Origin of the sequence: Bifidobacterium hominis (assembly GCF_040095915.1) — a bacterium.
Lineage (GTDB): Bacteria > Actinomycetota > Actinomycetes > Actinomycetales > Bifidobacteriaceae > Bifidobacterium > Bifidobacterium hominis.
In genome coordinates this window covers 57,237-81,818 of sequence record NZ_JBBMFR010000008.1, presented here as the reverse complement: position 1 = coordinate 81,818, position 24,582 = coordinate 57,237, and the positions used below count along the sequence as shown (strand labels likewise).

Genomic DNA, 24,582 nt, shown 5'->3' with positions numbered 1-24,582 from the left:
TCCTTAACTCTCGTTCTCGACTAATTACCAGCGGTAATGAGCGAAGGCCTTGTTGGCCTCTGCCATCTTATGAGTATCCTCGCGACGCTTGACAGAAGCACCAAGGCCATTGGAGGCATCGAGGATTTCGTTGGCCAGACGCTCAGCCATGGTCTTCTCACGACGGGCGCGGGAGAAGTCGGTCAGCCAGCGCAGGGACAGGGTGTTCGCACGAGCCGGCTTCACTTCGACCGGAACCTGGTAGGTAGCGCCACCGACGCGGCGGGAGCGAACCTCGAGGGACGGACGGATGTTGTCGAGAGCGCGCTTAAGCACTGCCACCGGCTCCTGATCGGTCTTTTCCTTGACCATATCGAGAGCGGAGTAGACGATATCTTCAGCGATCGACTTCTTGCCGTCGAGCAGAATCTTGTTGATGAGCTGTGCCACAACGGTGGAACCGTAGATCGGATCCGGCAGCAGCTGATGCTTCTTGGAAGGTCCTTTACGTGACATATCTCTTACTTCGCCTTCTTTGCTCCGTACAGGGAACGACCCTGCTTGCGATCCTTCACACCCTGGGTATCGAGGGCGCCACGAACGATGTGGTAACGAACACCCGGCAGATCCTTGACACGGCCGCCGCGCACGAGCACAATGGAGTGCTCCTGCAGGTTGTGGCCTTCGCCCGGGATGTAAGCGGTGACTTCCACACCGGAGCTCAGGCGCACACGAGCGACCTTACGCAGTGCCGAGTTCGGCTTCTTCGGGGTGGTGGTGTAAACACGGGTGCACACGCCGCGGCGCAGCGGGCTTCCCTTCAGTGCCAAAGTCTTGGACTTCTTCGGCTTTGCCTGACGTCCCTTACGGACGAGCTGTTCAATAGTAGGCAACTTGAATTCTCCGATTCAGTGGTTTCTCTTGCTTTCGTGTGACCGCCGCACTGCACCCACACTCCACGCATCTGAATCGTGAAGATAGCCACAGTCCACCGGCCCGATGGCCCATCCCTCTCTCACCGCCGCATTGCTGCGCGTGATGCAATCGAGTTCCGGGATATCCCAACCCGCACGCCTGTTACATAAGGCATGCCGTTGGCACACACGAATTACTATTATACGGATTCCCGAGACATTCCAACATGCCGTGTCGCAAGTCGCAAAAGGGATGGCCCCGAATCCTTTCGAATCCGGGGCCATCCGTCTGGGAAGGAGGTTCCCACTTCTTTGCCACGCGCCGCCTTGCGCGCACTCTTCAGTCTCGTTGTCTGTTTTGCATTTGCGGCCCGGCGCGTTCGCCGTACTACCCCATCGCCGCCATCTCGAATCGCTATTGTTCAGTTATATCTTAAAGGCGTTGCGCATGAACCTCGCGGCCATAGACGCTTCGTTGCGACCTGACGAATCCTCGACTGATCCACAACTCCGGCCTTCGGTTACAGTATACCTTAAAACGAACAAAAAATACAGGTGAAAACGCCCTTAAATCCCAATAATTTCAATCATTTTGTCTACATCAGCGTAATGTAACAAAACATCACAATGACACGTTTACACCACTCAAAATAGAACATTCCCTGAATCATTTTGAAAGATTCAGGGAATGCGCAATATAACGACGAAATCTACTGACGAATGTCAGCCGTTGGCCGTTTCGACGGCGTCTTCACGGGCCTTCGCAGCCGAGCCCTTCTCGCCATTGTCGGAATCAGGATGAATCTGATGCCTGTCATCATGCTCACGCCACCAGCTGGACAGCACGGAGCCGGAAATGTTGTGCCAAACGCTGAAGAACGTGGACGGCACCGCGGCCAACGGATTGGACGCGAACGACGTCAGTGCCAAAGTCGCCCCCAACGCGGAATCCTGCATGCCGACCTCGAAGGTGATGGCCTTCTGTTGCGCATAACGGAAGCCCTTCGGATACACCTTGTACATGAGCTTGGAGAAGCCGAAGCCCAGCGCATATCCGCACAGGTTGTGCAGAATGACCACCGGAATGGCAAGCAGCGAGGAAGCCACGAACAGCTTCGGACCGTTGGCCGCGACGACCACGCCGATGATAAGCAGAATGGCCACCTGGGACACGATCGGCAGAGCGACCGTGATCTTCTCGATCTTCTCGCCGAAAATGGCATGGCAGATCACGCCAAGAGCGATCGGGAACAGCACCACCTTAACCGCATTGAGGAACAGGGATTCCACCGGAACCGACACATACTGGGAAGCGAGCCACTGCATCAACAGCGGAATCATGAACGGCGCGCACAGCGTGGACAGAATGCCGATGGACACATCCAGCGCCACATCGCCACGGCTCAGATAGCTCATCACGTTGGACGAGGTTCCGGACGGGCAGCAGCCGACCAGAATCACACCGACGGCGAGCGCACCATCAAGACGGAAAATCCAGCACAGCAGCACAGCCACCAACGGCATGATGACGAAGTGGGCCACGGTGCCGACGATGACCATCAGAGGCTGGGTGAGAATGCGCTTGAAATCGTCGAGGGTCAAGGTAAGACCCATACCGAACAGCACGATACCCAGGAAATAACCGGTATAGGACTTGCCCCACAAGCTTGCCTGCGGCACGAAATAGTTAAACACGGCCCACACAATCACAATCGCGGTGAACCACTTGGTAAGCCAATCACCAAACGCTTTGACCTTCTGCATGAATATCTCTTCCTTCACACTTCACAGCTTTTCGGCCGATGATCCACATACGCCGAAAATACTCCGAGACGGCTCGCACCGCCGTTACCGCACACCCTCCCGCATGCAGCGACTACAAGGTACGCGTGAGTTTCTGCTTTGCGTAGCATGCCGTTCACATAATGAACGTTCCGCAGTGCAAGCCAACGACAGGCACGCGCAACACGCCGATGTAGACATATCGGGAAAATCGTGTATAGTTTTCACCTGTTGCGCTTCTACATGAAGCGAGAACATGGTGGCTATAGCTCAGTTGGTAGAGCATCTGATTGTGGTTCAGAAGGTCGCGCGTTCGAGCCGCGTTAGCCACCCCGATAGAGACCTCGGAAGAAATTCCGAGGTTTTTTGTTATCCAGACGGCTTGAATACAGCAAACCGCCGATCGCAAGTCATCAGCATAAGTCAGATACAAGGAGCGCATCATGCTGTCTTTTGAAAACGACTATTCCTGTACGGCAACACCGGAAATCATCGAACACATCGAACAGATCGCGCAGAACCAATATCCGGGTTACGGCAATGACAGCATCTGCGAAAGCGCGAAAACCAAGATTCGTGAGGCATGTTCCTGCCCCGACGCTCAGATCTTCTTCCTGGTAGGTGGCACGCAGACCAATCAGACCATCATCGACTCCATCACACCGCAGTATGCCGGCGTGGTCGCGGCAAGTACCGGCCATGTGAACGTGCACGAGGCGGGCGCCATCGAATTCACCGGACACAAGGTGCTGACGCTCCCCCACCATGACGGCAAAATCGATGCGACCGAACTCGACGAGTACTGCGCCACGTTCTACGCGGACGGCAACTACACGCACATGGTGTTCCCCGGATGCGTGTACATTTCACAGTCCACCGAATATGGCACGCTCTACACGCTCGCCGAACTCGAGGCGATCCGCAAGATCTGCACGAAGTACGACATGCCATTGTTCATCGACGGCGCACGACTCGGCTACGCGCTGACCGCAACCGGCAACGACGTGACGCTTGAAGACATCGCACGCATCGCGGACGTGTTCTACATCGGTGGCACCAAGGTGGGTGCCATGTTCGGCGAAGCGGTGGTGTTCACGCATGGCAACATGCCGAAGAACTTCGTGACGCTTGTCAAGCAGCATGGAGCTTTGCTCGCCAAGGGCTGGCTGCTGGGCGTGCAATTCGACACGCTGTTCACCGACAACTTGTACTGCAGAATCGCACGTCATGCCAATGACGCGGCCGACCGCATTCGCAAAGTGCTCGTGGAACGCGGCTATACGCTCACCTTTGACGCGCCGACCAACCAGATCTTCATCACGCTTGACAACGAGACGTCCGAACGTTTACAGCGCAACGTACGCCTCGGCTTCATGGAAAAGGCCGACAACACGCACACGGTGATGCGCATCTGCACCAGCTGGGCCACCACCGACAAGCAGGTTGAGCAGCTGATCGCACTGCTGTAGCGCATCGCCGATGAGAATAGGCATAGACTAATTCTCAAAAAAACGAACAATAAGAGGCGCGGGACTTGCATCCCACGCCTCTTTTGTTTACACAACAGCCATTAATCGCATACGTGGCTTCATTTACGCCGCGTATTACGCATATTACGCATTACTTCATTTGCTGATATTGTCAGAGATTGCCTCGCGTTCCATCGCAATGAACTTATGCACGGACGCCTCCACTGAATAATATTCCTTGGTGTGCTCGGCGTAGACTTCGCCCCATTTCGACAATTCGTCGGGGTGGTCGATCCACCAATCGATACGTCTCGCCAACGATTCCACATCGTCAACGGGGAACAGCGACTCATCCCGCAACGCAAACTGGCCTGCCGCACTCAACGGCGACGAGGCGATCACAGGAACCAAGCCGGCAGCCATACCCTCGATCACACTCACCGACTCAAGATCGGCAATCGAAGGATGCACCAGCAGATTGCTGGAACGCAGCAAAGCCGGCATTTCTGCGTTCTTATGAAATCCAATCGACGCCGGTCTGGAAAGCAAGCGTGACGCAAGTCGCTGCAATTTCTTTTTTAGAGGACCAGTGCCGGCAATCGTCAATTCAATATCTTGCGCATGCCTGCAACGCGCGATCGCCTGAATCAACGCAACATGATTCTTTTCGTTCGTCAATCGTCCGGAAGCAACGATATGGAACGGAACCGGCGCGGACTTCCCTGCATCGCGCTGCGTTTTCGGAGTGAATCGCGCTTCGTATCCGTTGGAAATCACGTGCAGTTTCGCTTTGTATCCGTGGGAACGCAGCAGACTTGCGCCAAGTTCGGTGGGCACATGCACATGGTCGATTTTGCGATACAGCCACAGATTGAACAGCCAGTAGATAAACGAGTCGATACCCGGAATATATTTCAGCGGGCCCGCCGAATACGTGATGTTCTCCGGCTGCACATGATAGCCCGCAGTAACCGCGATTCCCATCTGTTTGGCGACTTTGCAAGCATGTTGACCGAAACGGAACGGGGTGTAGATATGCACCACGTCCACTCCTTGAAACGCGGTTCTGAACAGCGTGTCGCTCGGCTCGGCGAACTGCATCTGCTGCTGCTTCGCCACCCAACTGACCAGAGGCACATGGTTGACTCGCGCCGGGTATTCAGGCGCACCAATGCCTACGAGTCTGACCGTATGGCCTTGCCGTTTCAATTCCTCCGCCCATTGCAATGCCGAATTCGAAGTGCCATTGCCTCGGTTTCCCGACGTGTCGACCACCATGGCGATGGTCAGGGGGCGTTGCGTTTCTTCCTGTTCCGTCTCAGACATGCACTCCATCCTACGCCGATGGCACAATAGAAGACATGACTGAAGAGAATCATGCCTTGGGCACTCCGCTTGGTAAGCATCCGACTCGTGTTCTATTTCTTGGCTCCGGCGAGCTAGGCAAGGAAGTCACCATTGAATTGATGAGGCTTGGCGCATGGGTATGTGCGGCCGATTCCTATGAGGGCGCTCCGGCACAGCAGGTGGCGCACGAATACCGTGTGCTCGACATGGCCAATGCCGAACAGTTGCGAACATTGTTCGACGAAATTCAGCCGGACATCATTGTTCCGGAAGTCGAAGCGATCGCCACCAGCGAACTGGCTGCCGCGGCCGAACGTGGCGCCCAAGTGGTACCTAGCGCCGAAATCGCATCCATTTGCATGGATCGCGAACGTTTGCGCGTGCTCGCGCATGAGGAATTGGGTTTGCCGACCACCCCGTACCGCTTCGCAGGCTCGCTGGAAGAGCTTCGCGCTGGGGCAGAAACGGTTGGCTACCCGTGCGTGGTCAAGCCGATTATGAGTTCTTCCGGTCATGGCCAGTCCGTGGTTCGTTCCGCCGATGCGATTGACGCGGCTTGGGTTGAGGCACAGGAAGGTCGTCGCGCGCACGACGAGGGTGACGTTTCCCGAGTGATTGTAGAAGCGTTGGCTCCATTGGATTACGAACTGACCGTGCTGACCGTCAGCTCCAGCGCCGGTATCGTGACCTGCGCTCCGATCGGACAGCGTCAGGAAAATGGTGATTATCGCGAATCCTGGCAGCCTGCTTCCTCCACTCCACAAGTGCTTGAGCAGTCGCAGCAGATCGCACGCCGTGCGGTGGAAGGCTTGGTGGGCAAGGCCAAGGCTTCTGGCGAACATGGTTGGGGTGTATTCGGCGTGGAATTGTTTGTATTGACCGACGGTTCCGTATTGTTCAATGAGGTTTCGCCGCGCCCGCACGACACGGGCATGGTGACGATGGCTTCCCAACGGTTGAGCGAGTTCGCCCTGCATGCGCGCGCGATTCTTGGACTTCCGATCACGCAAGATCATGTCGCGCTGTCGATTCCGGAAGGTTCGGTTGCAGCCAGCCATGCGATTGTGGTGGAAGGCGACGGCGAGGCTGAATTCCGCAATGTCGGTGCGGCATTGGCTGAGCCGGGCACCGACCTGCGTATCTTCGCCAAGCCGGAAGTGCACGGCCATCGCCGCATGGCAGTCGCCTTGGCTCTTGGAAGCGACGAAAGCGACGCACGCAACAAAGCCGCACAGGTCGCACGGTCACTTGATATTGCAGTCATCTGACCCTATTTCAACCTCAATGTGATTCCACGATAGAATCTTTGTACGGAAGTCGCACGGGAGGCTTTCACAACTCGGCCGGGAACGCGCCGATTGTAGCCTCCCGTTGGTATCTTGTTAACCATCAAGTTCACCAAACTATCTACCTCCCAAACACCAGGAAAGGCGAGTAATGGAGAAGTTGGAAAAGCTCTACGAGGGCAAAGCCAAGCAACTGTACGCAACTGAAGATCCGGAAGTACTCTGGGTCGAATACAAGAACTCCGCTACCGCAGGTGACGGCGAAAAGAAGGAAGACTTCGCCGGCAAGGGCAGGCTGAACAACCTCATCACCACGCTGATCTTCGATCTGCTCAAGAAGCGTGGTATCGACAGCCATCTGGTGGCCCGCGTGGGCGAAACCTCCCAGCTGGTCAAGAAGGTCACCATGTTCCCGCTCGAGATCGTGCTGCGTAACACCGCCGCCGGACACTTCTGCTCTCGCTTGGGCGTGGAAGAGGGCATCGAGCTCAAGGAGCCGGTGCTGGAGTACTTCCTGAAGAACGACGATCTGCACGATCCGTTCGTGAACGATGACGATCTGGTTGCGTTGGGCGTGTGCACCCGTGAGGATCTGGCTGAGATTGCTCCGCTCGCCCGCCGCATCAATGAGGCCCTGATCGAGATCTTTGCCAAGATCGATGTCAAGCTTGTGGACTTCAAGATCGAAATGGGTCGCACTTCCGACGGCACTCTGCTGCTCGCCGACGAGATTACCCCGGATTCCTGCCGTCTGTGGGATCAGCGTGATCATTCCGGCAAGGTGGAGCATCTCGACAAGGATCTGTTCCGCCGCGACCTGGGCGACATCATCCCGGCCTACGAAGAAATCGAAAGCCGTTTGGCCGAACTCGCCAAGTCCGAAGGCATTGAAGTAGCCGAATAATACTTGCGATAGCCCGCATCTGCAGTACAAACTCGGATGCGGGCTTCATCGTTTTTGAAAATCTTACTTTTATCAATCTCACCAAGCCCCTCTTTCAAGGAGTCAACCATGGTTTTTCGCGTGTACGTGGAAAAGAAGCAGGGTTTTGATGTCGAGGCCAGGCAGCTCACCAACGAGCTGAAGACCATTCTTGGCATCGCATCGCTGAAGAATGTGCGTCTCGTCAATCGTTATGACGTGGAAGGCATTAGCGAGGAACTGTTCGCACAGGCTACCCCTACCGTGTTCAGTGAGCCGCAGGTCGATAATGTTTCCGCCGATTTGCCTGATTTCGGTTCTGATATTGTGTTTGCTGTGGAGTATCTGCCCGGCCAGTTCGACCAGCGTGCGGATTCCGCCAGCGAATGCATTCAGCTGATCTCCCAGGGAGAGCGTCCGACTGTTCGTTCCGCCAAAGTGTATGCGCTTGAAGGCGAGCTGAGCGACGCCGATATCGCCGCCATCAAGCATTATGTGATCAACCCGGTCGAGGCGCGCGAAGCTTCGCTGGAAACCAAGACCACGTTGAAAACGCAGGTGCCGGTACCGGGCAAGGTGGAGGTCATCGAAGGCTTCCGCACCATGAGCGACGCCGATCTCGAGCAGTTCATCGTCGATCGTGGCCTGGCCATGGATTTGGCTGATCTGCAGTTCTGCCGTGCTTACTTCACCGAGGAACAGCGTGATCCGACGATCACGGAAATCAAGGTGATCGACACGTATTGGTCCGATCATTGCCGTCACACCACGTTCGGCACACAACTTGATGATGTGCAGATCGATGACGCGACCGTGCAGGCCGCGTTCAATAAGTATCTTGAGATGCGTCACGAGCTTGGCCGCGACGAAAAGCCTGTATGCCTCATGGATATGGGCACCATCGGCGCGAAGTGGCTCAAGAAGAACGGCATTCTGAAGAATCTTGATGAATCCGAAGAAATCAACGCCTGCACCGTCAAGGTAAAGGTTGATGTGAATGGCCATGATGAGGATTGGCTGTTCCTGTTCAAGAACGAAACCCACAACCATCCGACGGAAATCGAACCGTTCGGCGGTGCGGCAACCTGCATCGGCGGCTGCATCCGCGACCCGCTTTCCGGCCGTTCCTACGTGTATCAGGCCATGCGTGTGACCGGTGCCGCCGATCCGACCGTTCCTGTTTCCGAAACCCTCGAGGGCAAACTCCCCCAGCGCAAGCTGGTCACTACCGCAGCCGCCGGCTATTCTTCATACGGCAACCAGATTGGTCTTGCCACCGGTCAGGTCGACGAGATCTATCACCCGGGCTATGTGGCCAAGCGTATGGAGGTCGGTGCGGTTGTGGCCGCGACTCCGGCAGATCATGTGCGCCGCGAAACCCCCGCTCCGGGCGACAAGATCATTCTGCTCGGCGGCCGTACCGGACGTGACGGCATTGGTGGTGCCACCGGCTCGTCCAAGGCTCACAATGTTGAGTCTCTGGAGCTTGACGGTGCCGAAGTGCAGAAGGGCAACGCTCCTGTCGAGCGTAAGTTGCAACGTCTGTTCCGTCGCGGTGACGCATGCCGTTTGATCAAGCGTTGCAACGATTTCGGTGCTGGCGGCGTTTCCGTTGCTGTTGGTGAGCTCGCTGACGGCCTGTATGTCGATCTCAACAAGGTTTCGAAAAAGTACGAGGGCTTGGACGGCACGGAACTTGCGATTTCCGAATCGCAGGAACGTATGGCCGTGGACGTTGCAGCCGAAGACGTCGACGAGTTCCTCGGCTACGCCAAGGAAGAGAATCTCGAGGCTGAAGTCATCGCGACCGTAACCGAAGATCCGCGCATGACTATGGTGTGGAACGGCGACGCGATCGTTGATCTGTCTCGTGAATTCCTCGCTTCCAACGGTGCCCCGAAGCATCAAGTGGCCCACGTCGAAGCGCAGCAGTCCTACACCACTCCGTGGGTTTCCGGTTCCCTGTCTGACCGTATGCATGCCATGCTCACCGATCTGAACGTGGCTTCCAATAAGGGTCTTTCCGAGCGTTTCGATTCCACTATCGGTGCAGGTACCGTACTCATGCCGTTCGGCGGCAAGAAGCAGCTGACCCCGAATATGGCCATGGTTGCCAAGCTTCCGGTGTTCGGCGAAACCACTACCGCGTCCGCGATGGCTTGGGGCTTCAACCCGTTCATTATGGAGAAGAACCAGTTCACCGGCGCTTACCTGTCTGTGGTTGAATCGCTGTCGAAGCTGGTTGCTGCCGGCTTCGAGCATGAGAAGGCGTACCTGAGCTTCCAGGAGTATTTCGAGAAGCTTCGCGATGAGCCGACCCGTTGGGGCAAGCCGATGGCCGCCGTGCTTGGCGCGCTGATGGCTCAGGTTGATCTTGGTGCCGGCGCGATCGGCGGTAAGGATTCCATGTCCGGCACGTTCGAGCAGCTTGATGTGCCGCCGACGCTGATTTCCTTCGCCGTGGCCGTGGGCAATATGAAGCGTGCCACTTCGCCGGAATTCAAGGGTGCCGGCCATCGTGTGGTTCGTATCGCTCCGCGTTATCTCGCTGACGGTTTGACTCCTGACAAGGATGCGCTGCTTGAGACGTTCTCTGTGGTTGAGGAGCTGACTGATTTCGGTGATGCTCTGGCCGTGTCCACTCCGGGTTATGGCGCTACTGCCGAGGCTATGTTCAAGATGACCGTCGGCAACCAGATTGGCGTGGCTCTTGATTCCAAGATTTCCGTGGATGATCTGTTTGCTCCTGCTTACGGCTCCTTCATTGTGGAATTGGCTGATGGCGCCAAGCTTCCGTCAGTGTCGAATCTGGTTGAGATCGGTGAGATTGGTAAGACCACCGAAGCTTACGATTTCGTTGCTGCTGGCGAGACGTTGGATTTGGCTGAATTGCAGGATGCCTGGGAGGGTGGCATCGAGTCAGTGTTCCCGTACCGTTCCAAGGGCGATGAGAAGGGCAAGACCGTTGAGGCTGTTTCCTTCGACGCTCCGAAGAAGACCGTCTACACCGGTACCGGCATTGCCAAGCCGCATGTGATCATCCCCGTGTTCCCTGGCAACAACTGCGAATACGATTCCGCTGCCGCGTTCGAGCGTGCCGGTGCCGATGTGAGCACGTTGATCGTGAACAATCTCACTCCGGCTGCCGTTGCCGAATCCACCCAAGCGCTGGTTGAGGAGATCAAGAAGAGCCAGATCATTATGATTCCGGGCGGCTTCTCCGGCGGCGACGAGCCTGATGGCTCCGCCAAGTTCATCACCGCGTTCTTCCGCGCTCCTGCCGTCACCGAAGCGGTGCGTGACCTGTTGAACAACCGCGATGGCTTGATGCTCGGCATCTGCAATGGTTTCCAGGCTCTGATCAAGCTCGGCTTGGTGCCGTACGGCGATATCGTGCCGATGACTGCAGAATGCCCGACGCTGACGTTCAACACCATCGGCCGCCACCAGAGCCGCTTGGTGCGCACCCGTGTCGCGTCGAACCTGTCTCCGTGGCTTTCCAAGACTTCCGTTGGAGACATGCACACCATCGCCATTTCCCATGGTGAAGGCCGTTTCGTGGCTTCCGATGACGTGCTTGCGCAGCTCAAAACCAACGGCCAGATCGCCACGCAGTATGTAGACGAAGCCGGCGTGCCTGGCATGGATCTGGACGTGAACCCGAACGGTTCGCTGCTGGCCATTGAAGGCATCACCAGCCCAGACGGCCGCGTGTTCGGCAAGATGGGCCATTCGGAACGCTACAGCAACGGCACATTCAAGAACGTTCCGGGCGAAAAGGATCAGCCGCTGTTCACAGCCGGCGTGGAATACTTCACCGCCTGATCCGCGACCGCATCCATAAAAGCGTTCTGACGTAGATTCGAACATACAGAGGCTGTTTGGTTTGATCGGGATTCCTCCCTAATCAAACCAAACAGCCTCTTTTCTGGTCTCCGACACATGTTAGGCGGAGAGGTAGCCTTCGTCGAGATTGACGGGGGTGTTGGCGCGTTCCACTGCTTCGTTCGAATGGGTGGCGGTTTGTTTGATGATGTCGTCGTAGCCGGTGAGAGCGGCGAAAGGCATGAATTGCGCGGCACGGTTGTGCATGCTCATGTGCGGGCGCGTGCACGAGCGATGATGAGGCAAGTTGATGATGTCATCGTAACGGTCGGTTTGCTGCAAACTCATGCTGCATGACCTCCAATCTGCCGGTTGCGCTGTTGACCTGTGGCATCAGCGAACATGTCCATCCCTTTAATGACGGCGTTTTTGCCGAACTTGCGTTTGATGTCAAGAATCGTCTGCTGAACGTGCTGTTCGGAAACCTCATTGATACCATGCGCATCTTCAGCATGGGAAGATTGTGTGCCGCTATTGTCGCTACCTTTATAATTGCCATCATTGGAGACTTCCTGCATATCCGAAAACAGATCGGGCTGAACGTAATTCGCCGCAGCATTCCGCTCAGCCAGCTGTTCGACCGTTTGCAAATCAGAAGCAACCACATTCAATCGACGTACCAACAGCCGATGATCGACGATTCTGCAGAACAATTCGTCAACCGCATCGCATATGCGCGTGGTGGATGACGTATGGTCGCCCAGACCAATCGACCCTGTAGCCGGCTTGGGCACACGCCGACCATACCTATCAAGAGTTACGGGACCGCTATATTCGGCAATAGCTCGCTCAGCCATCGCCTTCAATTCCGGAGTGCCACACTCCCCTAGCCGCTTTGGATCAAGACTGGCGGTATCGTAACCGACCACCAACCCCATATGGCCGGCCTTCACACCTTTGGCAACCAAATCCAAAGACAAGGTGTCCGCCATTTCTCTCACAATCAGCCGCGCCGAGTCAAAACCGACCGCGCCCGTAAGCACCTGCCCCGAACTCATACTATGACCAGCTGGCTTATACGCTTTGATGTCGGCGATCGTGCAAGGTTCCCAACCCCACGCATGGTCGATAAGCAGCTCGGCGTTCACACCGAACATCTTGTACAGCAGGCCCTCGTTGTAATACTCGTCGGCACGGCCTATGGAACATCGGGCTATATCGCCCATTGTCATTAGACCTTGGGCTTCGAGCTTCTTCGCATACCCTCGTCCCACACGCCAGAAATCAGTCAACGGCCTGTGCGCCCATAACAGCCGACGATACGACATCTCATCCAATTGCGCGATACGCACGCCATCCTTATCCGCGGGAATATGCTTGGCGACCACGTCCATAGCCACTTTCGCCAAATACATATTCGTACCGATACCGGCCGTTGCGGTGATGCCCGTCTCCCGAAGAATCTGCTGGATCATTTCACGGGCCATATCATGCGCGCTTTTGCCGTAAGCCCGCAAATACCCGGTAACATCCATGAATACTTCATCTATCGAATAGACATGAATGTCAGCTTCGGATACGTACCTTAAATATATGCTGTAGATTTTCGCACTGATGTTGAGATAATGCGACATTCGAGGCTTGGCTATATACACGCCGGCAGCCAGATTCGGATTAGCTGCGAGCGCTTTCGCATCATACGATTCACCTCTCAGCACACCGCCCGGTGCCGCCGCCCGCCGTGCAGCATTGACTTCTTTAAGCTTCGCTTTGACTTCGAACAGTCTCGCCCGCCCCGGCAGTCCATATGCTTTGAGCGATGGCGACACGGCAAGACAGATGGTTTTGTCGGTGCGCGATTGGTCGGCCACTACCAGATGCGTGGATAGAGGGTCGAATCCGAGTTCCGCACATTCCGAAGACGCATAGAAGGATTTCAGATCGATAGCGATATAGGTACGTTCGGCCATCTTCAGACTCCTTCCATGATTTGGCTCCATCTTGAAACGTCAACGAGCACTTCGCCTCGCAAAGCACCGACAAAGCATCGCCGATGCACCGCACTGTATTTTCCTGCATTCAGCATATCAGAGAGTTCGAACAATTGTTCGACACACCCGACATGCCAAGTGCCCCTAAGGACTCCACGAAAACCGCCAATTGTAGCCTCCGGTTGGTAGGGTTGAACGGTAGCGAATCCCTTGTCTCCATGGTTTTGGAAGGAGCTTTGGCTTGTCAGCTGAACTCGAAGACATCCACGAGGAATGCGGTATTTTCGGCGTTTGGGGCCACCCGGACGCCGCCCGACTCACCTACTTCGGTCTGCACGCGTTGCAGCATCGTGGTCAGGAAGGCGCCGGCATTGTCTCGAACGATAACGGTCATCTCATCGGTCATCGCGGAACGGGTCTGTTGACCCAAGTGTTCGGCGACGAACGCGAAATCGAACGCCTGAAAGGAGACAAGGCGATCGGCCACGTGCGCTACGCCACTGCCGGTTCAGGCGGCACCGACAACATCCAGCCATTCATCTTCCGCTTCCATGACGGCGATATGGCTCTGTGCCATAACGGCAATCTGACGAATTGCCCGACTTTGAGGCGTAAGCTGGAAGACGAAGGGGCGATTTTCCACTCCAATTCCGACACCGAAGTGTTGATGCATCTGCTGCGTCGCTCCACCCAGCGCACGTTCATGGACAAGCTCAAGGAAGCGCTCAACACCGTGCACGGCGGTTTCGCCTACCTGATCATGACCGAAGACGCCATGATCGGCGCACTTGATCCGAATGGTTTCCGCCCGCTTTCCCTCGGCAAGATGAAGAACGGCGCTTATGTACTCGCTTCCGAAACCTGCGCGCTCGATGTTGTTGGCGCTGAATTGGTGCGCAATATTCGCCCGGGTGAAATCGTGGTTATCGACGATCACGGTTACAAGATCGTGCAGTACACCAATCAGACCCAGTTGGCCATCTGCTCGATGGAATTCATCTACTTCGCACGTCCTGATTCCGACATTTACGGCGTGAACGTGCATTCCGCCCGTAAGCGTATGGGAGCCCGTCTCGCGCAGGAGTCGCCGGTTGAGGCCGATATGGTCATCGGCGTGCCGAACTCCTCCCTTTCCGCGGCTTCGGGCTATGCGGAAGCGGCAGGCTTGCCAAACGAAATGGGCTTGATCAAGAACCAGTATGTGGCCCGAACCTTCATTCAGCCTACGCAGGAGCTGCGCGAACAGGGTGTGCGTATGAAGCTTTCCGCCGTGCGTGGCGTGGTTAAGGGCAAACGAGTGATCGTTATCGACGATTCCATCGTGCGTGGTACCACGTCCAAGCGTATCGTACAGCTGCTGAAGGAAGCTGGCGCCGCCGAAGTGCACATGCGTATCAGCTCGCCGCCGCTGAAGTACCCGTGCTTCTATGGCATTGATATTTCCACCACCAAGGAGCTGATCGCCGCAGAGAAGTCCGTTGAAGAAATTCGCGATTTCATCGGCGCCGATTCCCTGGCCTTCCTTTCGCTTGACGGCTTGGTCGATTCCATTGGTTTAGGAGCGGACGCCCCGTACGGCGGTCTGTGCGTGGCCTACTTCAATGGCGACTACCCGACCGCACTCGACGATTACGAAAGTGACTTTTTGAAGTCCCTCACTCCTGAAGATCGCGTGCGTCTGCCTGAATTCGCCTTGTATAAGAGCAAGTACGAGGGCAACGAATACACCACTACTTCATCCCAAGAAGAACACTGAACCCGAGAAAGGTTTGATATGCCAAAAGCTTATGAGGAAGCCGGCGTAAGCGTCGAAGCCGGTTACGAAGTCGTCAAGCGCATCAAGTCCCATGTGGCGCGCACCAACCGTCCGGGCGTAGTCGGCGGTATCGGCGGCTTCGGCGGTCTGTTCGATCTGGCTTCCCTCGGATACAAGGAGCCGGTGCTGATTTCCGGCACCGATGGCGTCGGCACCAAGCTGGTCGTTGCCAAGATGGCCAACAAGCACAACACCATCGGCATCGACTGCGTGGCCATGTGCGTCAACGACATTGCCGCTCAGGGCGCGGAACCGTTGTTCTTCTTGGATTACATCGCCTGCGGCAAGAACGATCCGGCACTGCTCGAGCAGGTTGTGGCTGGCGTTGCCGACGGCTGCGTGCAGGCTGGTTCCGGTCTGATCGGTGGCGAAACCGCTGAAATGCCGGGCATGTATGACGAAGACGAGTACGATCTGGCCGGTTTCGCGGTCGGCGTTGCCGAGAAGTCCGCAATCGTGGACGGCTCCACCATCGCTGAAGGCGATGTGCTCATTGGCCTGCCGTCCACTGGCGTGCATTCCAATGGCTTCTCCCTGGTGCGCAAGGCCCTGTTCGAGAAGGCCGGCTACACGGTCGACACCGTGCTTGACGAACTCGATGGTGAAAAGCTCGGCGACGTGCTCCTTACCCCGACGAAGATCTACGTAAAGGCCCTTTCTCCGCTGTTCAAGGCCGGCGTTGTCAAGGGTGTCGCCCATATCACCGGCGGCGGCTTCATCGAAAACATTCCGCGTATGATTCCGGACGGCCTAGCTGCACACATCAATCTCGGCTCTTGGCCGGTGCTGCCGATTTTCGATGTGCTCGAGAAGGCCGGCGAAATCGATCATATGGAAATGTTCAACATCTTCAACATGGGTATTGGCATGGTGCTGGCAGTCAACGCCGAAGATGCTGATAGGACCATGGAATTGCTCAAGTCCAATGGCGAAGCCGGTTATGTGCTCGGCAATATCGTCAAGAAGACCAATAGCGACGTCGAACTGCAGTAAATACATATATGGGGGTGAGCCATAACGGCCACCCCCTTTTATTTCCAAAGACTTTCCTGAACATAGGATTTTCCCAAAAGGGACATAACAGGAGGAAACATGAAGGTTCTGGTCATTGGTTCCGGCGCACGCGAGCATGCCATCGCTCATGCGCTTATGCGTGGCAGCAGCGTCAGCGAAGTCACGGTGGCTCCGGGCAATCCGGGTATGGAACTTGACGGCATCCGCACCACGCAGATCAACCCGTCCAACCATGCCGCACTGATTGATTTCGTAAAGAACAACGGCTACGACTGGGTGTTCGTCGGTCCGGAAGTGCCGCTGATCGAGGGCATTGTCGACGATTTCGCGGGAGCCGGCATCAAGGCGTTCGGTCCTAGCAAGGCAGCCGCTCAGATTGAGGGTTCCAAGGATTTTGCCAAGCAGCTGATGGAACGTCACAGCATTCCGACCGCAAAGTATCAGACGTTCGACGATTTGGAGCGTTCCACCGCTTATGTGCGTGAGCATGGCGCGCCGATTGTGATTAAGGCTGACGGTTTGGCTGCTGGCAAGGGTGTGACCGTTGCCATGGATGAGGAAACCGCCATTGCCGCTCTTGAAGATATTTTCGTCGATCATCGTTTCGGCAACGCCGGCGCGAAGGTCGTTATCGAGGACTTCCTGGAAGGTCAGGAGTTCTCTCTGATGAGCTTTGTGAACGGCACTGATTTCTGGCCGATGCCGATTTCGCAGGATCATAAGCGCGCATATGATGGCGATAAGGGTCCGAACACCGGTGGCATGGGTGCGTACAGCCCGGTTCCGCAGATCGGTCAGGATGTGGTTGATACCGCTATTGAAACCATTGTGAAGCCGACCGTTCAGGCTATGGCTGATGAGGGAACGCCGTTTACTGGCATTCTGTACGCTGGCTTGATTGCCACCGCTGACGGTCCGAAGGTCATCGAGTTCAATGCTCGTTTTGGTGATCCGGAAACGGAAGTCGTGCTGCCGAAGCTCACGTCTGATCTCGGCGCTGGCATCAGTGCTCTGCTCAATGGTGAGACTCCGGAATTCACTTGGGACAATGAGAACGCCACGCTTGGTGTGGTGCTTGCCGCCGATGGATACCCGGTCGATGTAATCAAGGGCGCTACGATTCCTGAGATTCCAGTCGATGAGGATTCCCACGTGTATTATGCGGGTGTGGCTCGCAGCGAAGAAGGCTTAGTTGCCAATTCCGGTCGCGTGCTGCTGGTGGAAACTTCCGCAGCCGACATCAAGGCCGCTCAAGACAAGGTGTATGCGATTATCGACAAGCTCGACACCAAGGGCATGTTCTATCGTCACGACATTGGTGCCAAGGCACTGAACAGCTGAATGCACCCAGCGATTGCATACCATCAGAAATTTCTGTAACCATACAATCGCAATCATATATATAAAAAGGACGGCGGTTTTGTTGGTCGGACAGAGAGGAGTCCGATTGCAAAACCGCCGTTTTTTAATCACACAACACAAGCAAGCTTATATTGATTACTTCTGCTCTCCCGGCTTCGGAATGAGCAGGGATGCGCAGAACGCGAGGCCGAGCAGAACTACACCACCAACCATGGCTGCGATGTAGCCGCTGGTCGCACCGCCGGATGCGGTGAACGCGTTCTGAGCAGCGTACAGCACTGCATAACTCAGACCGGCACCCAGGTTGAATGCACCGGAGTTCAGACCAGGCAGATAGCCCGGATTGTCTTCCGGAGAGAGCACGATGCCCAGACCGTTCAGCATGATGTTGGCAGTACCTGCGTAGGAAACACCCAAAGCCAAAGACATGACCACAAGTGCCCAGATGCTCGGAACGTTGCACACGAAGATGCCGAACAGCACGCCCGCAACAGAGACGATCAAGCCAGTACGCAGCACCGCACGGTAGCCGAACTTCGAAGCGAGCACGCCTGCGACCGGACCGAATGCAAGACCGATCAACGCATACGGAGTCAGGGTGGCGAACGATACCACGCTGGCGCTCATGCCAGCGCCGACTTCGGTATCCTGAGCGAGAGCAGGCACGATACCGTTCATGATGGCGAACACGCCGGTCATGGTAAGCAGGGTGGTCAGCAGCAGACCCCAAGTACGACGCTGCTTGAGGTAATGCGTGGTGACCATCGGAGCCTTCTGACGCTTCTCAACATTCCAGAACACCACGAACAGCACGGCTGCAATAACGATTTCGACAGCGACCATCGCCCAATTGGCGGATCCCAGCTTCTGAATCTCGTTGATGGCCAGATATGCGGCCAAGAATGCGGCGGCAAGGGAAACCACGCCAGCCCAATCCATCTTCGGAGTCTCGGAAGCGGTGGATTCTTCCGCATACACGAACACAAGCACAATGGCAAGCACCGCAACGCCAACCATGACCCAGAACACGGAACGGAAACCGAATGTGCCAGCAAGCCAACCGCCAAGAATAGCGTCGACACCGCCGATGCCACCATTAACGGAAGTCAGAATAGCCATGAGCTTGGCGTACTTCTTATCTTCAGTAACCTTGGCGTGCAGCATGATCAGCGTCATCGGCACAATCGGACCGGCAACACCCTGAATCACACGACCGATCATCAGCATCGGCACGTTGACCGCGAGCGCGGAAACCACGCAGCCCAAAGCGGTAAGCACAAGAATGCCGAGCAGCACTTTCTTGCGACCGATCAAATCGCCGAGTCGCGGCAGGAACAGCGAGAACACTGCGCACGAGGTAAAGAACACCGTCTGGGTCAAGCCAATCTGCGCATCGGTGGTGTTGAGTTCAACACGCATGGTCGTCAATGCAGGCGAAAGCATGGACGCGTTGAGCTGGAACGCGAAGATAGCTGCCATCAGTGCTGCCATCAATGCGACGACGGACTTGCCGCCTTCGTCGAGCATTTTGCTGTTTTTGGTCTCTGTCATTAGAGCACCCCTTTGCTTATCTTTCTCTTCTTTCAGCCGATGGTCTTGATTGCGTCGGTTACCAAATCCCAGAATTTGTTGAAATCAAGCTTGACTGCAACCTGGGTGTGGCATTCTTCGGCGCTCGGCTCTGGACCTCGCAGGTCGGCGACGGTCATGCCGAGTGTGAGATCTCCATGGATTTCGACATCAACCGGGCAACGACGGGTGGTCATGACGCTCGGATCAATGAGGTATGCCACCGTGCACGGATCATGGACTGGAGGATCGATGAAATCTTGATTGTCTTGATAGGTCTTGCGGAAGAAGTCCATCAGACCAGACACGAACTTGGCGAGATCAGTGCCAACGCCTTCGATACGCTGCTGCACTTCGGGCGTGCACAGTGCCTGATGCGTCAGATCCAATCCGACCATGGTGATCGGCCAGGCTTCATTGAACACGATGTGAGCGGCTTCCGGATCGACCTTGATGTTGAACTCAGCCACGGCACTCCAGTTGCCCACATGGTATCCGCCGCCCATAAGCACGACTTCCTTGACACGTTCAACAATGCGCGGCTCCATGCGGGCGGCCATGGCAATGTTGGTCAGCGGTCCGGTCGGCACCAGAGTGATGGTGCCTGGCTCGTTGCTCATAATGGTGTCGATAATCCAGTTGACGGCATGGCCGGCTTCCAGCGGACGGCTGGGTTCAGGCAGTTCAACGCCGTCAAGACCGGTTTCGCCGTGAATGGAAGCTGCCACTTCCTGCTTGCGTACCAGCGGACGGTCACATCCGGCATGCACCGACACGTCGGTGGCATGCGCCTTTTCCAACACTGCACGGGCGTTGTAGGTCACCTTATCAAGGCTCTGATTGCCACCTACCGTGGTGACGCCCAGCAGATCGATATTGGGATTGCCCACGGCAAGCAGGATGGCAACGGCGTCATCATGTCCCGGATCGCAATCAAGGATGATTTTCTTGGACATTACGGTTCCTCCTTATGTACTCCAACTTTGAACAGATAATGAGGTGGTCGACGATTGACTGACTACGGCTCATCGGTCACACAACTTTTTGCAAGGCCGGCAATGGCCTTTGATATCAGCGACTTCCGAAACCTTCGAGCAGTTGTTCGGCTGCCTGAAGATCGATGTCACGAGGTGTGTTTCCTGCAAAACGCTCGTCAACTACGGCCTGCGCATTGGAAACGAGTTCTTCAACGCTGATGCCGTAATCCTCAACAGGGTGCAGACCGAGCATGCGGTCGCGGAAATCCTTGAACGCTCTGCTTGCGATAATCGCAACCTGCTCGTCCGGCGCATTTTCCGGGTAGACCGCACCTAGAATCTGACCGATCTCACGAACCTTATGCGCACGTACGGGAGCAACGAACTCCATAACCGCCGGCAACGCGTAGCCAACGGCTTCACCGTGCACGATGTGGTATTTCGCTCCGAGCACGTGTGCGATGGAATGCCCCGCAATGGTTCCCGCATTGTTCAGCATCCATCCTGCAAGCGTCGATGCGACCATCACACGTTCCCTAGCTTCACGATCCTGACCGTTTGCCACAGCACGCGGTAGATAGTTGTACAGCAGGAACATCACTTTTTCGCAGATGGCATCCGTGACCGGACTTGCCATTCGGGAAAGGTATCCTTCCGCGGCGTGGCAGAATGCGTCAAGTCCGCAAGCGATGGTCATTTTTGCGGGCAGTGTCAGCATGAGATCCGCGTTCAGCACGGCATATTCGCTGACTGCCGGATCGGCAAGCACCGCGAGTTTACGACCGGTGGATCCTTCGGTGACCACCAGCGCATTGGACATTTCGCTGCCGGTGCCGGCGGTGGTCGGAACTGCGATCATACCGTTGCATGGTGCGATCGGCTTGGCTGGATCGGTGTATTCAATGATGGATCCGCCGTTGACACGCACGATGTTGATGCCTCGGGCAACATCCATGGAACTGCCACCGCCGATGGCGATGATGCTGTCAGCCTTGTGTGCTTCGAATGCTTCGACGCCGGATTCCACGGTTTCGCAAAGCGGGTCGGGCTTGACCTGGTCGAATACCGCCACATCGACACCGGCCTGTTCAAGCTTGGTACGTGCGGCAACGACCAGTGGCATGCTTCCGACGAAGGAATCCGTGACCATCAGCGGACGAGAGTAGCCCGCGATCTGCATGATATCGACCAGAGTCTCCCCTAAATCGTCAGTGCAGACCACTTTGACGGGTTGCAGCAGTTTGACTTCCATAACCATCGGTCACTGTCCGATCTTTGCGGCCGCAGCGTCGGCATTGATGCAGAATTGACGAACCTTGTCGATGTCTTTCTCCATGTAGCCGCCGTCGTATTTGATGCTGGTCTTCGTCAGGGAGTCCACGCCATACGGCTTGCACTGTTCGATGGCTTCGGCAACATTGTCTGGTCCAAGACCGCCAGCCATGATGACCGGCTTGCCGCATTCGGCCACAATACGGGCGTCAATGCTCCAGTCGTGGGTCAGACCGCTGGCACCAATGCCGGTGTCGGGGGCCAGACCGGAGTCCGTGAGGATGAAATCGCAGTATTTTGCGTACTTCTTGGCACGGTCGACGGCGGATTCATCGTCAACAAGCACGGCCTGCATGAGCTTGGTGTTCGGCACGGCTTCCTTAAGTCGGGCCGCGAATGCTTCATCTGCGGCGTACCCATCGCCTGCGATATGCAGAATGTCAGGCTGCACTTCTCTGGCAAGCTCGATCATCTCGTCGGGATCGTTGGTCAGCATGATGGCCACGGAGGTGACGCCACGACGCTTGCATTCGTCGAAAATGCGGTGCACGCGTTCGATTGGCACGCGATGTGCCGGAACGCCACCATTCTGCATCGGCACCAGTCCAATGTTGTCGGCACCAGCCTCCATGGTTTTGACGGCCTCATCGTATTCGATCAGAGAATAGATCTGCTTGACTACCATTGTCGGTTCTCCTTGTGTTTGTATGGGTTGATGGACGTGTGATGTAGCAAAATTCAGGCGGTACGCACTTCGTCGAGCAACGGCTCGATCTCGCCGGACATCTTCTTACGTATGCGTTCCACGGTGATATCGGGCACTGCTTTTGTGCATTCGAGCGCAATGCTGGATGCTGCCTGCGCGATTTTGCCGACTTCTTCAAGATCTCGATCGGGGTTATCGAAGAAGCTCCAGGTGATGGCTGCCATGCCGGCATCTCCGGCACCATTTGCCGTGGCGATTTCGGTACGGTATGGCGGCACATGCTTGAAGCTGTATTCGTCGTTTTCGTGTCTCGCACACAGGATTCCGTTGGCACCCAATGAAATGAATACGTTCTTCGCGCCCCTGTCAAGCAAGGTCTTCGCTGCGGCGCCTGCCGAATACTGGTCGGCGATACCGATGCCGGTGAGTACGGATGCTTCCAAATCATTCGGCTTGAGCACGGTCATCTTGTTGAGGATCGCGTCGAAACGGTGCGCCTTGACTGTGGAAACGGTATCTCCGAACAGTGGCGCGGTGACGTGTTCGCCAATCCATGCCATGGTTTCCGGTTCAAGATTGGCGTCAAGCAGGCAGATGGCGGCACCGTTGATGAAGTCGAGGCGAGATTCGAGGAATGCCGGATTGATTTCCTTGCAGATTTCCATGTCGTTGACGGCCACCAGCAGATCGCCGGTATCGTCGGTGATGAACATGTAGGTGGAAGAACGGCGTCCTTCCAGCTGTGCGGCATAGTCAAGATTGATATTATTGGCCGCGCACGAACGTTCCAGGGTCTTGCCGTTTTCATCGTCGCCATAGACGGTGATCAGGTATGTCGGCATGCCCAGATGAGCCATGTTCTGTGCGATGTTCTGCCCGACACCACCTGCGGACATGCTGACGACGCCCGGATTCGAGTCTCGGTCCACTACGGTGCTCGTCGGTCTACCACAGATGTCCATGTTCATGCCACCGATGACCACAACGTAACGGTCAGGAACAGTATTTCCTGAAGTCATATCCGCCATGGATATTGCCTCCTACATTTTCGGGGATATATCTGCCTTGATACACCCTTGATGAAACGTTTTATCTTCAATTTAGAGTACAACAAAAGTTTAAGCCAGTCAACTTTTGCTTATTTTTCATCGATGTAACATATGGAAAAATCGCGTGTCTCGCGATTACAAAAGAAACAAATGTAAGACCGCCATACCTGCGTTACTGCAGCAAATCAGCTTTGCGCCGCACAGCTTCTTCAGAAAAATCAGCGCAAATCGACTGCACCTGAGACATATTCATCGCAGCCGCCGCAGACGCATATCTAGCGCATTCCTGCTGTGTTTTATGCTCACGACGCGCCCACACCAGCGCACTCAACGCCGCCGACGCACCACCATTGGTATATCGACGTTCCTCCGCCCTTCCCGGCAAAGACCAGAAAAAGCTTTCATGTTCGCAGCAGTACAGCATGTCCGAATCATCCACAAAAAGAAACACATTACGCACACCGGACCGCAGCAAATGTTCGGCGCAATCTCTGGCACTGGCCTCGTCATGCACCTCAATCCCCGACACGAATTTGGCTTCGGTGGAATTAAGCACCATAGTGTCGATGCGATCAAGCACCGGCGTGATTCGCGCCGCTTTATTAACGGAAACCACGCACACGAAAATCGGTCGACTTGTTTTTTCGCAAACCCATGCGATGGCATCAGACGGCAAGCTCGAATCAATCGCCACCATTTCCGCATTGACGATGGTCTGCTCTCGTTGCGCTAGAAATTCCGGGGTGATTTCCGCACTGATCTGCATATCATCAAGACCCACAATCTGACGCCCCTGCGCGGAAACAACCGACAAGAAGGTGGAAGTAGGCATATGGGAAATCTGCTTGGCATGCGTGATGTCAATGCCGTTGGCATACGCGTCCCGCTTGACGCGTTCGCCGTTCTCATCATCACCATAGACGGAAATCAAATAATTCGGCACGCCAAGCCGGTTCAGATTGTAGGCGATATTGTGACCAATGCCACCCACGGATGACACAATGCGCCCCATGTTGGAACTTTCTCCAACCACATCCTGCGTGGCGACACCGTAATGGTCTATATTGATGGCGCCAACAACAGCCACATAGCTGGGCGGAGTGACGATATACCCTTTGCCTTGGATGTACCCTTTTTTCATCAGGTTGGAGATGTGTGCGGCCACCCCTGAACGGGTGATGCCACACAACTGCGCAAGTTCATTCTGACTAATCAGCGGATTCTGTTTGATCCACGCCAAAATCTGCTGCTCGCGGTCAGTTGCGGTCATCTCGTCTCCTCACCTGGCTTCGGAATTTCTTA

Annotated in this window: 19 protein-coding genes and 1 tRNA gene; 8 read left to right on the top strand and 12 right to left on the bottom strand. The window is 55.7% G+C overall.

All coding sequences use genetic code 11. The annotated features are described in order from the left end of the window. Positions 1-24: 24 nt before the first annotated feature. The 3 genes from rpsG to WMO36_RS06895 form a co-directional block, all read right to left on the bottom strand. Positions 25-495, bottom strand: a complete 471-nt coding sequence (gene rpsG / locus WMO36_RS06905) for a 30S ribosomal protein S7 (protein WP_003836460.1) — start codon at positions 493-495, stop codon at positions 25-27. Positions 496-500: 5 nt separating this feature from the next. Then, complete coding sequence (gene rpsL, locus WMO36_RS06900; protein WP_003808601.1) at positions 501-872, bottom strand: 30S ribosomal protein S12; 372 nt, start codon at positions 870-872, stop codon at positions 501-503. A gap of 744 nt (positions 873-1,616) precedes the next feature. Next, positions 1,617-2,657, bottom strand: coding sequence for a bile acid:sodium symporter family protein (locus WMO36_RS06895; protein WP_033501328.1), 1,041 nt, complete (start codon positions 2,655-2,657; stop codon positions 1,617-1,619). A gap of 277 nt (positions 2,658-2,934) precedes the next feature. Here WMO36_RS06895 and WMO36_RS06890 point away from each other — a divergent pair. Together WMO36_RS06890 and WMO36_RS06885 are read left to right on the top strand one after the other, a co-directional pair. Next, positions 2,935-3,007: transfer RNA gene (locus WMO36_RS06890), tRNA-His, on the top strand. Positions 3,008-3,118: 111 nt separating this feature from the next. Continuing rightward, positions 3,119-4,144, top strand: coding sequence for a threonine aldolase family protein (locus tag WMO36_RS06885; protein ID WP_126016117.1), 1,026 nt, complete (start codon positions 3,119-3,121; stop codon positions 4,142-4,144). 156 nt (positions 4,145-4,300) lie between these two features. Here WMO36_RS06885 and WMO36_RS06880 read toward each other — a convergent pair whose 3' ends face one another. Continuing rightward, positions 4,301-5,479: a glycosyltransferase gene (locus tag WMO36_RS06880; RefSeq protein WP_126016115.1), complete on the bottom strand. Its 1,179-nt coding sequence runs from the start codon at positions 5,477-5,479 to the stop codon at positions 4,301-4,303. A 26-nt stretch (positions 5,480-5,505) separates the two neighbouring features. Between WMO36_RS06880 and purT the strand changes: the two genes are divergently transcribed. From purT to WMO36_RS06865, 3 genes are all read left to right on the top strand, one after another. Further along, the gene (purT, locus tag WMO36_RS06875; protein WP_126016113.1) at positions 5,506-6,759 is read left to right on the top strand and encodes a formate-dependent phosphoribosylglycinamide formyltransferase; all 1,254 of its coding nucleotides are present in this window, start codon (positions 5,506-5,508) and stop codon (positions 6,757-6,759) included. Positions 6,760-6,928: 169 nt separating this feature from the next. After that, positions 6,929-7,681, top strand: a complete 753-nt coding sequence (gene purC / locus WMO36_RS06870; RefSeq protein ID WP_099570811.1) for a phosphoribosylaminoimidazolesuccinocarboxamide synthase — start codon at positions 6,929-6,931, stop codon at positions 7,679-7,681. Between the two features lie 108 nt (positions 7,682-7,789). Next, positions 7,790-11,524, top strand: coding sequence for a phosphoribosylformylglycinamidine synthase (locus WMO36_RS06865; protein WP_099595477.1), 3,735 nt, complete (start codon positions 7,790-7,792; stop codon positions 11,522-11,524). Between the two features lie 120 nt (positions 11,525-11,644). Here the strand turns inward: WMO36_RS06865 and WMO36_RS06860 are convergent, their stop codons facing one another. Together WMO36_RS06860 and WMO36_RS06855 are read right to left on the bottom strand one after the other, a co-directional pair. Further along, positions 11,645-11,872: a hypothetical protein gene (locus WMO36_RS06860; protein WP_099570813.1), complete on the bottom strand. Its 228-nt coding sequence runs from the start codon at positions 11,870-11,872 to the stop codon at positions 11,645-11,647. Continuing rightward, complete coding sequence (locus WMO36_RS06855; RefSeq protein WP_250779130.1) at positions 11,869-13,494, bottom strand: Y-family DNA polymerase; 1,626 nt, start codon at positions 13,492-13,494, stop codon at positions 11,869-11,871. The genes WMO36_RS06860 and WMO36_RS06855 overlap by 4 nt, the downstream gene beginning before the upstream one ends. A 262-nt stretch (positions 13,495-13,756) precedes the next feature. Between WMO36_RS06855 and purF the strand changes: the two genes are divergently transcribed. The 3 genes from purF (at position 13,757) to purD (ending at position 17,686) form a co-directional block, all read left to right on the top strand. Next, positions 13,757-15,271 carry an amidophosphoribosyltransferase gene (gene purF, locus WMO36_RS06850; protein ID WP_302146981.1) on the top strand — a complete coding sequence of 505 codons (1,515 nt, stop codon included), beginning with the start codon at positions 13,757-13,759 and terminating at the stop codon, positions 15,269-15,271. Positions 15,272-15,289: 18 nt separating this feature from the next. Beyond that, positions 15,290-16,324 carry a phosphoribosylformylglycinamidine cyclo-ligase gene (purM, locus tag WMO36_RS06845; protein WP_144171016.1) on the top strand — a complete coding sequence of 345 codons (1,035 nt, stop codon included), beginning with the start codon at positions 15,290-15,292 and terminating at the stop codon, positions 16,322-16,324. A 99-nt stretch (positions 16,325-16,423) separates the two neighbouring features. Beyond that, positions 16,424-17,686: a phosphoribosylamine--glycine ligase gene (gene purD / locus WMO36_RS06840; RefSeq protein WP_302146982.1), complete on the top strand. Its 1,263-nt coding sequence runs from the start codon at positions 16,424-16,426 to the stop codon at positions 17,684-17,686. Between the two features lie 156 nt (positions 17,687-17,842). Here purD and uriT read toward each other — a convergent pair whose 3' ends face one another. The 6 genes from uriT to WMO36_RS06810 form a co-directional block, all read right to left on the bottom strand. After that, complete coding sequence (gene uriT / locus WMO36_RS06835) at positions 17,843-19,258, bottom strand: uridine transporter UriT (RefSeq protein ID WP_302146984.1); 1,416 nt, start codon at positions 19,256-19,258, stop codon at positions 17,843-17,845. Positions 19,259-19,290: 32 nt separating this feature from the next. After that, entirely contained in the window at positions 19,291-20,232 is a 942-nt protein-coding gene (gene uriH, locus WMO36_RS06830) for a uridine-preferring nucleoside hydrolase UriH (RefSeq protein ID WP_099570818.1), read from the bottom strand. A gap of 115 nt (positions 20,233-20,347) precedes the next feature. Further along, a complete protein-coding gene (locus tag WMO36_RS06825) occupies positions 20,348-21,505 on the bottom strand; it encodes an iron-containing alcohol dehydrogenase (RefSeq protein WP_349077189.1) in 1,158 nt (385 codons plus the stop codon). Between the two features lie 9 nt (positions 21,506-21,514). Next, positions 21,515-22,210: a phosphoribosylanthranilate isomerase gene (locus WMO36_RS06820; RefSeq protein ID WP_099570820.1), complete on the bottom strand. Its 696-nt coding sequence runs from the start codon at positions 22,208-22,210 to the stop codon at positions 21,515-21,517. 53 nt (positions 22,211-22,263) lie between these two features. Beyond that, the gene (locus WMO36_RS06815) at positions 22,264-23,259 is read right to left on the bottom strand and encodes a carbohydrate kinase family protein (protein WP_271724576.1); all 996 of its coding nucleotides are present in this window, start codon (positions 23,257-23,259) and stop codon (positions 22,264-22,266) included. 193 nt (positions 23,260-23,452) lie between these two features. After that, positions 23,453-24,550: a PfkB family carbohydrate kinase gene (locus tag WMO36_RS06810; protein WP_099570822.1), complete on the bottom strand. Its 1,098-nt coding sequence runs from the start codon at positions 24,548-24,550 to the stop codon at positions 23,453-23,455. Positions 24,551-24,582 lie beyond the last annotated feature (32 nt).

Coding starts and splice junctions, on each gene's coding strand:
- WMO36_RS06815 (WP_271724576.1), bottom strand. CDS start 23,259: ATGGCGGATATGACTTCAGGAAATACTGTTCCTGACCGTTACGTTGTG.
- purM (WP_144171016.1), top strand. CDS start 15,290: ATGCCAAAAGCTTATGAGGAAGCCGGCGTAAGCGTCGAAGCCGGTTAC.
- uriH (WP_099570818.1), bottom strand. CDS start 20,232: ATGTCCAAGAAAATCATCCTTGATTGCGATCCGGGACATGATGACGCC.
- purD (WP_302146982.1), top strand. CDS start 16,424: ATGAAGGTTCTGGTCATTGGTTCCGGCGCACGCGAGCATGCCATCGCT.
- purC (WP_099570811.1), top strand. CDS start 6,929: ATGGAGAAGTTGGAAAAGCTCTACGAGGGCAAAGCCAAGCAACTGTAC.
- WMO36_RS06820 (WP_099570820.1), bottom strand. CDS start 22,210: ATGGTAGTCAAGCAGATCTATTCTCTGATCGAATACGATGAGGCCGTC.
- WMO36_RS06860 (WP_099570813.1), bottom strand. CDS start 11,872: ATGAGTTTGCAGCAAACCGACCGTTACGATGACATCATCAACTTGCCT.
- WMO36_RS06865 (WP_099595477.1), top strand. CDS start 7,790: ATGGTTTTTCGCGTGTACGTGGAAAAGAAGCAGGGTTTTGATGTCGAG.
- WMO36_RS06810 (WP_099570822.1), bottom strand. CDS start 24,550: ATGACCGCAACTGACCGCGAGCAGCAGATTTTGGCGTGGATCAAACAG.
- WMO36_RS06880 (WP_126016115.1), bottom strand. CDS start 5,479: ATGGAGTGCATGTCTGAGACGGAACAGGAAGAAACGCAACGCCCCCTG.
- WMO36_RS06895 (WP_033501328.1), bottom strand. CDS start 2,657: ATGCAGAAGGTCAAAGCGTTTGGTGATTGGCTTACCAAGTGGTTCACC.
- WMO36_RS06825 (WP_349077189.1), bottom strand. CDS start 21,505: ATGGAAGTCAAACTGCTGCAACCCGTCAAAGTGGTCTGCACTGACGAT.
- uriT (WP_302146984.1), bottom strand. CDS start 19,258: ATGACAGAGACCAAAAACAGCAAAATGCTCGACGAAGGCGGCAAGTCC.
- purT (WP_126016113.1), top strand. CDS start 5,506: ATGACTGAAGAGAATCATGCCTTGGGCACTCCGCTTGGTAAGCATCCG.
- rpsG (WP_003836460.1), bottom strand. CDS start 495: ATGTCACGTAAAGGACCTTCCAAGAAGCATCAGCTGCTGCCGGATCCG.
- WMO36_RS06855 (WP_250779130.1), bottom strand. CDS start 13,494: ATGGCCGAACGTACCTATATCGCTATCGATCTGAAATCCTTCTATGCG.
- WMO36_RS06885 (WP_126016117.1), top strand. CDS start 3,119: ATGCTGTCTTTTGAAAACGACTATTCCTGTACGGCAACACCGGAAATC.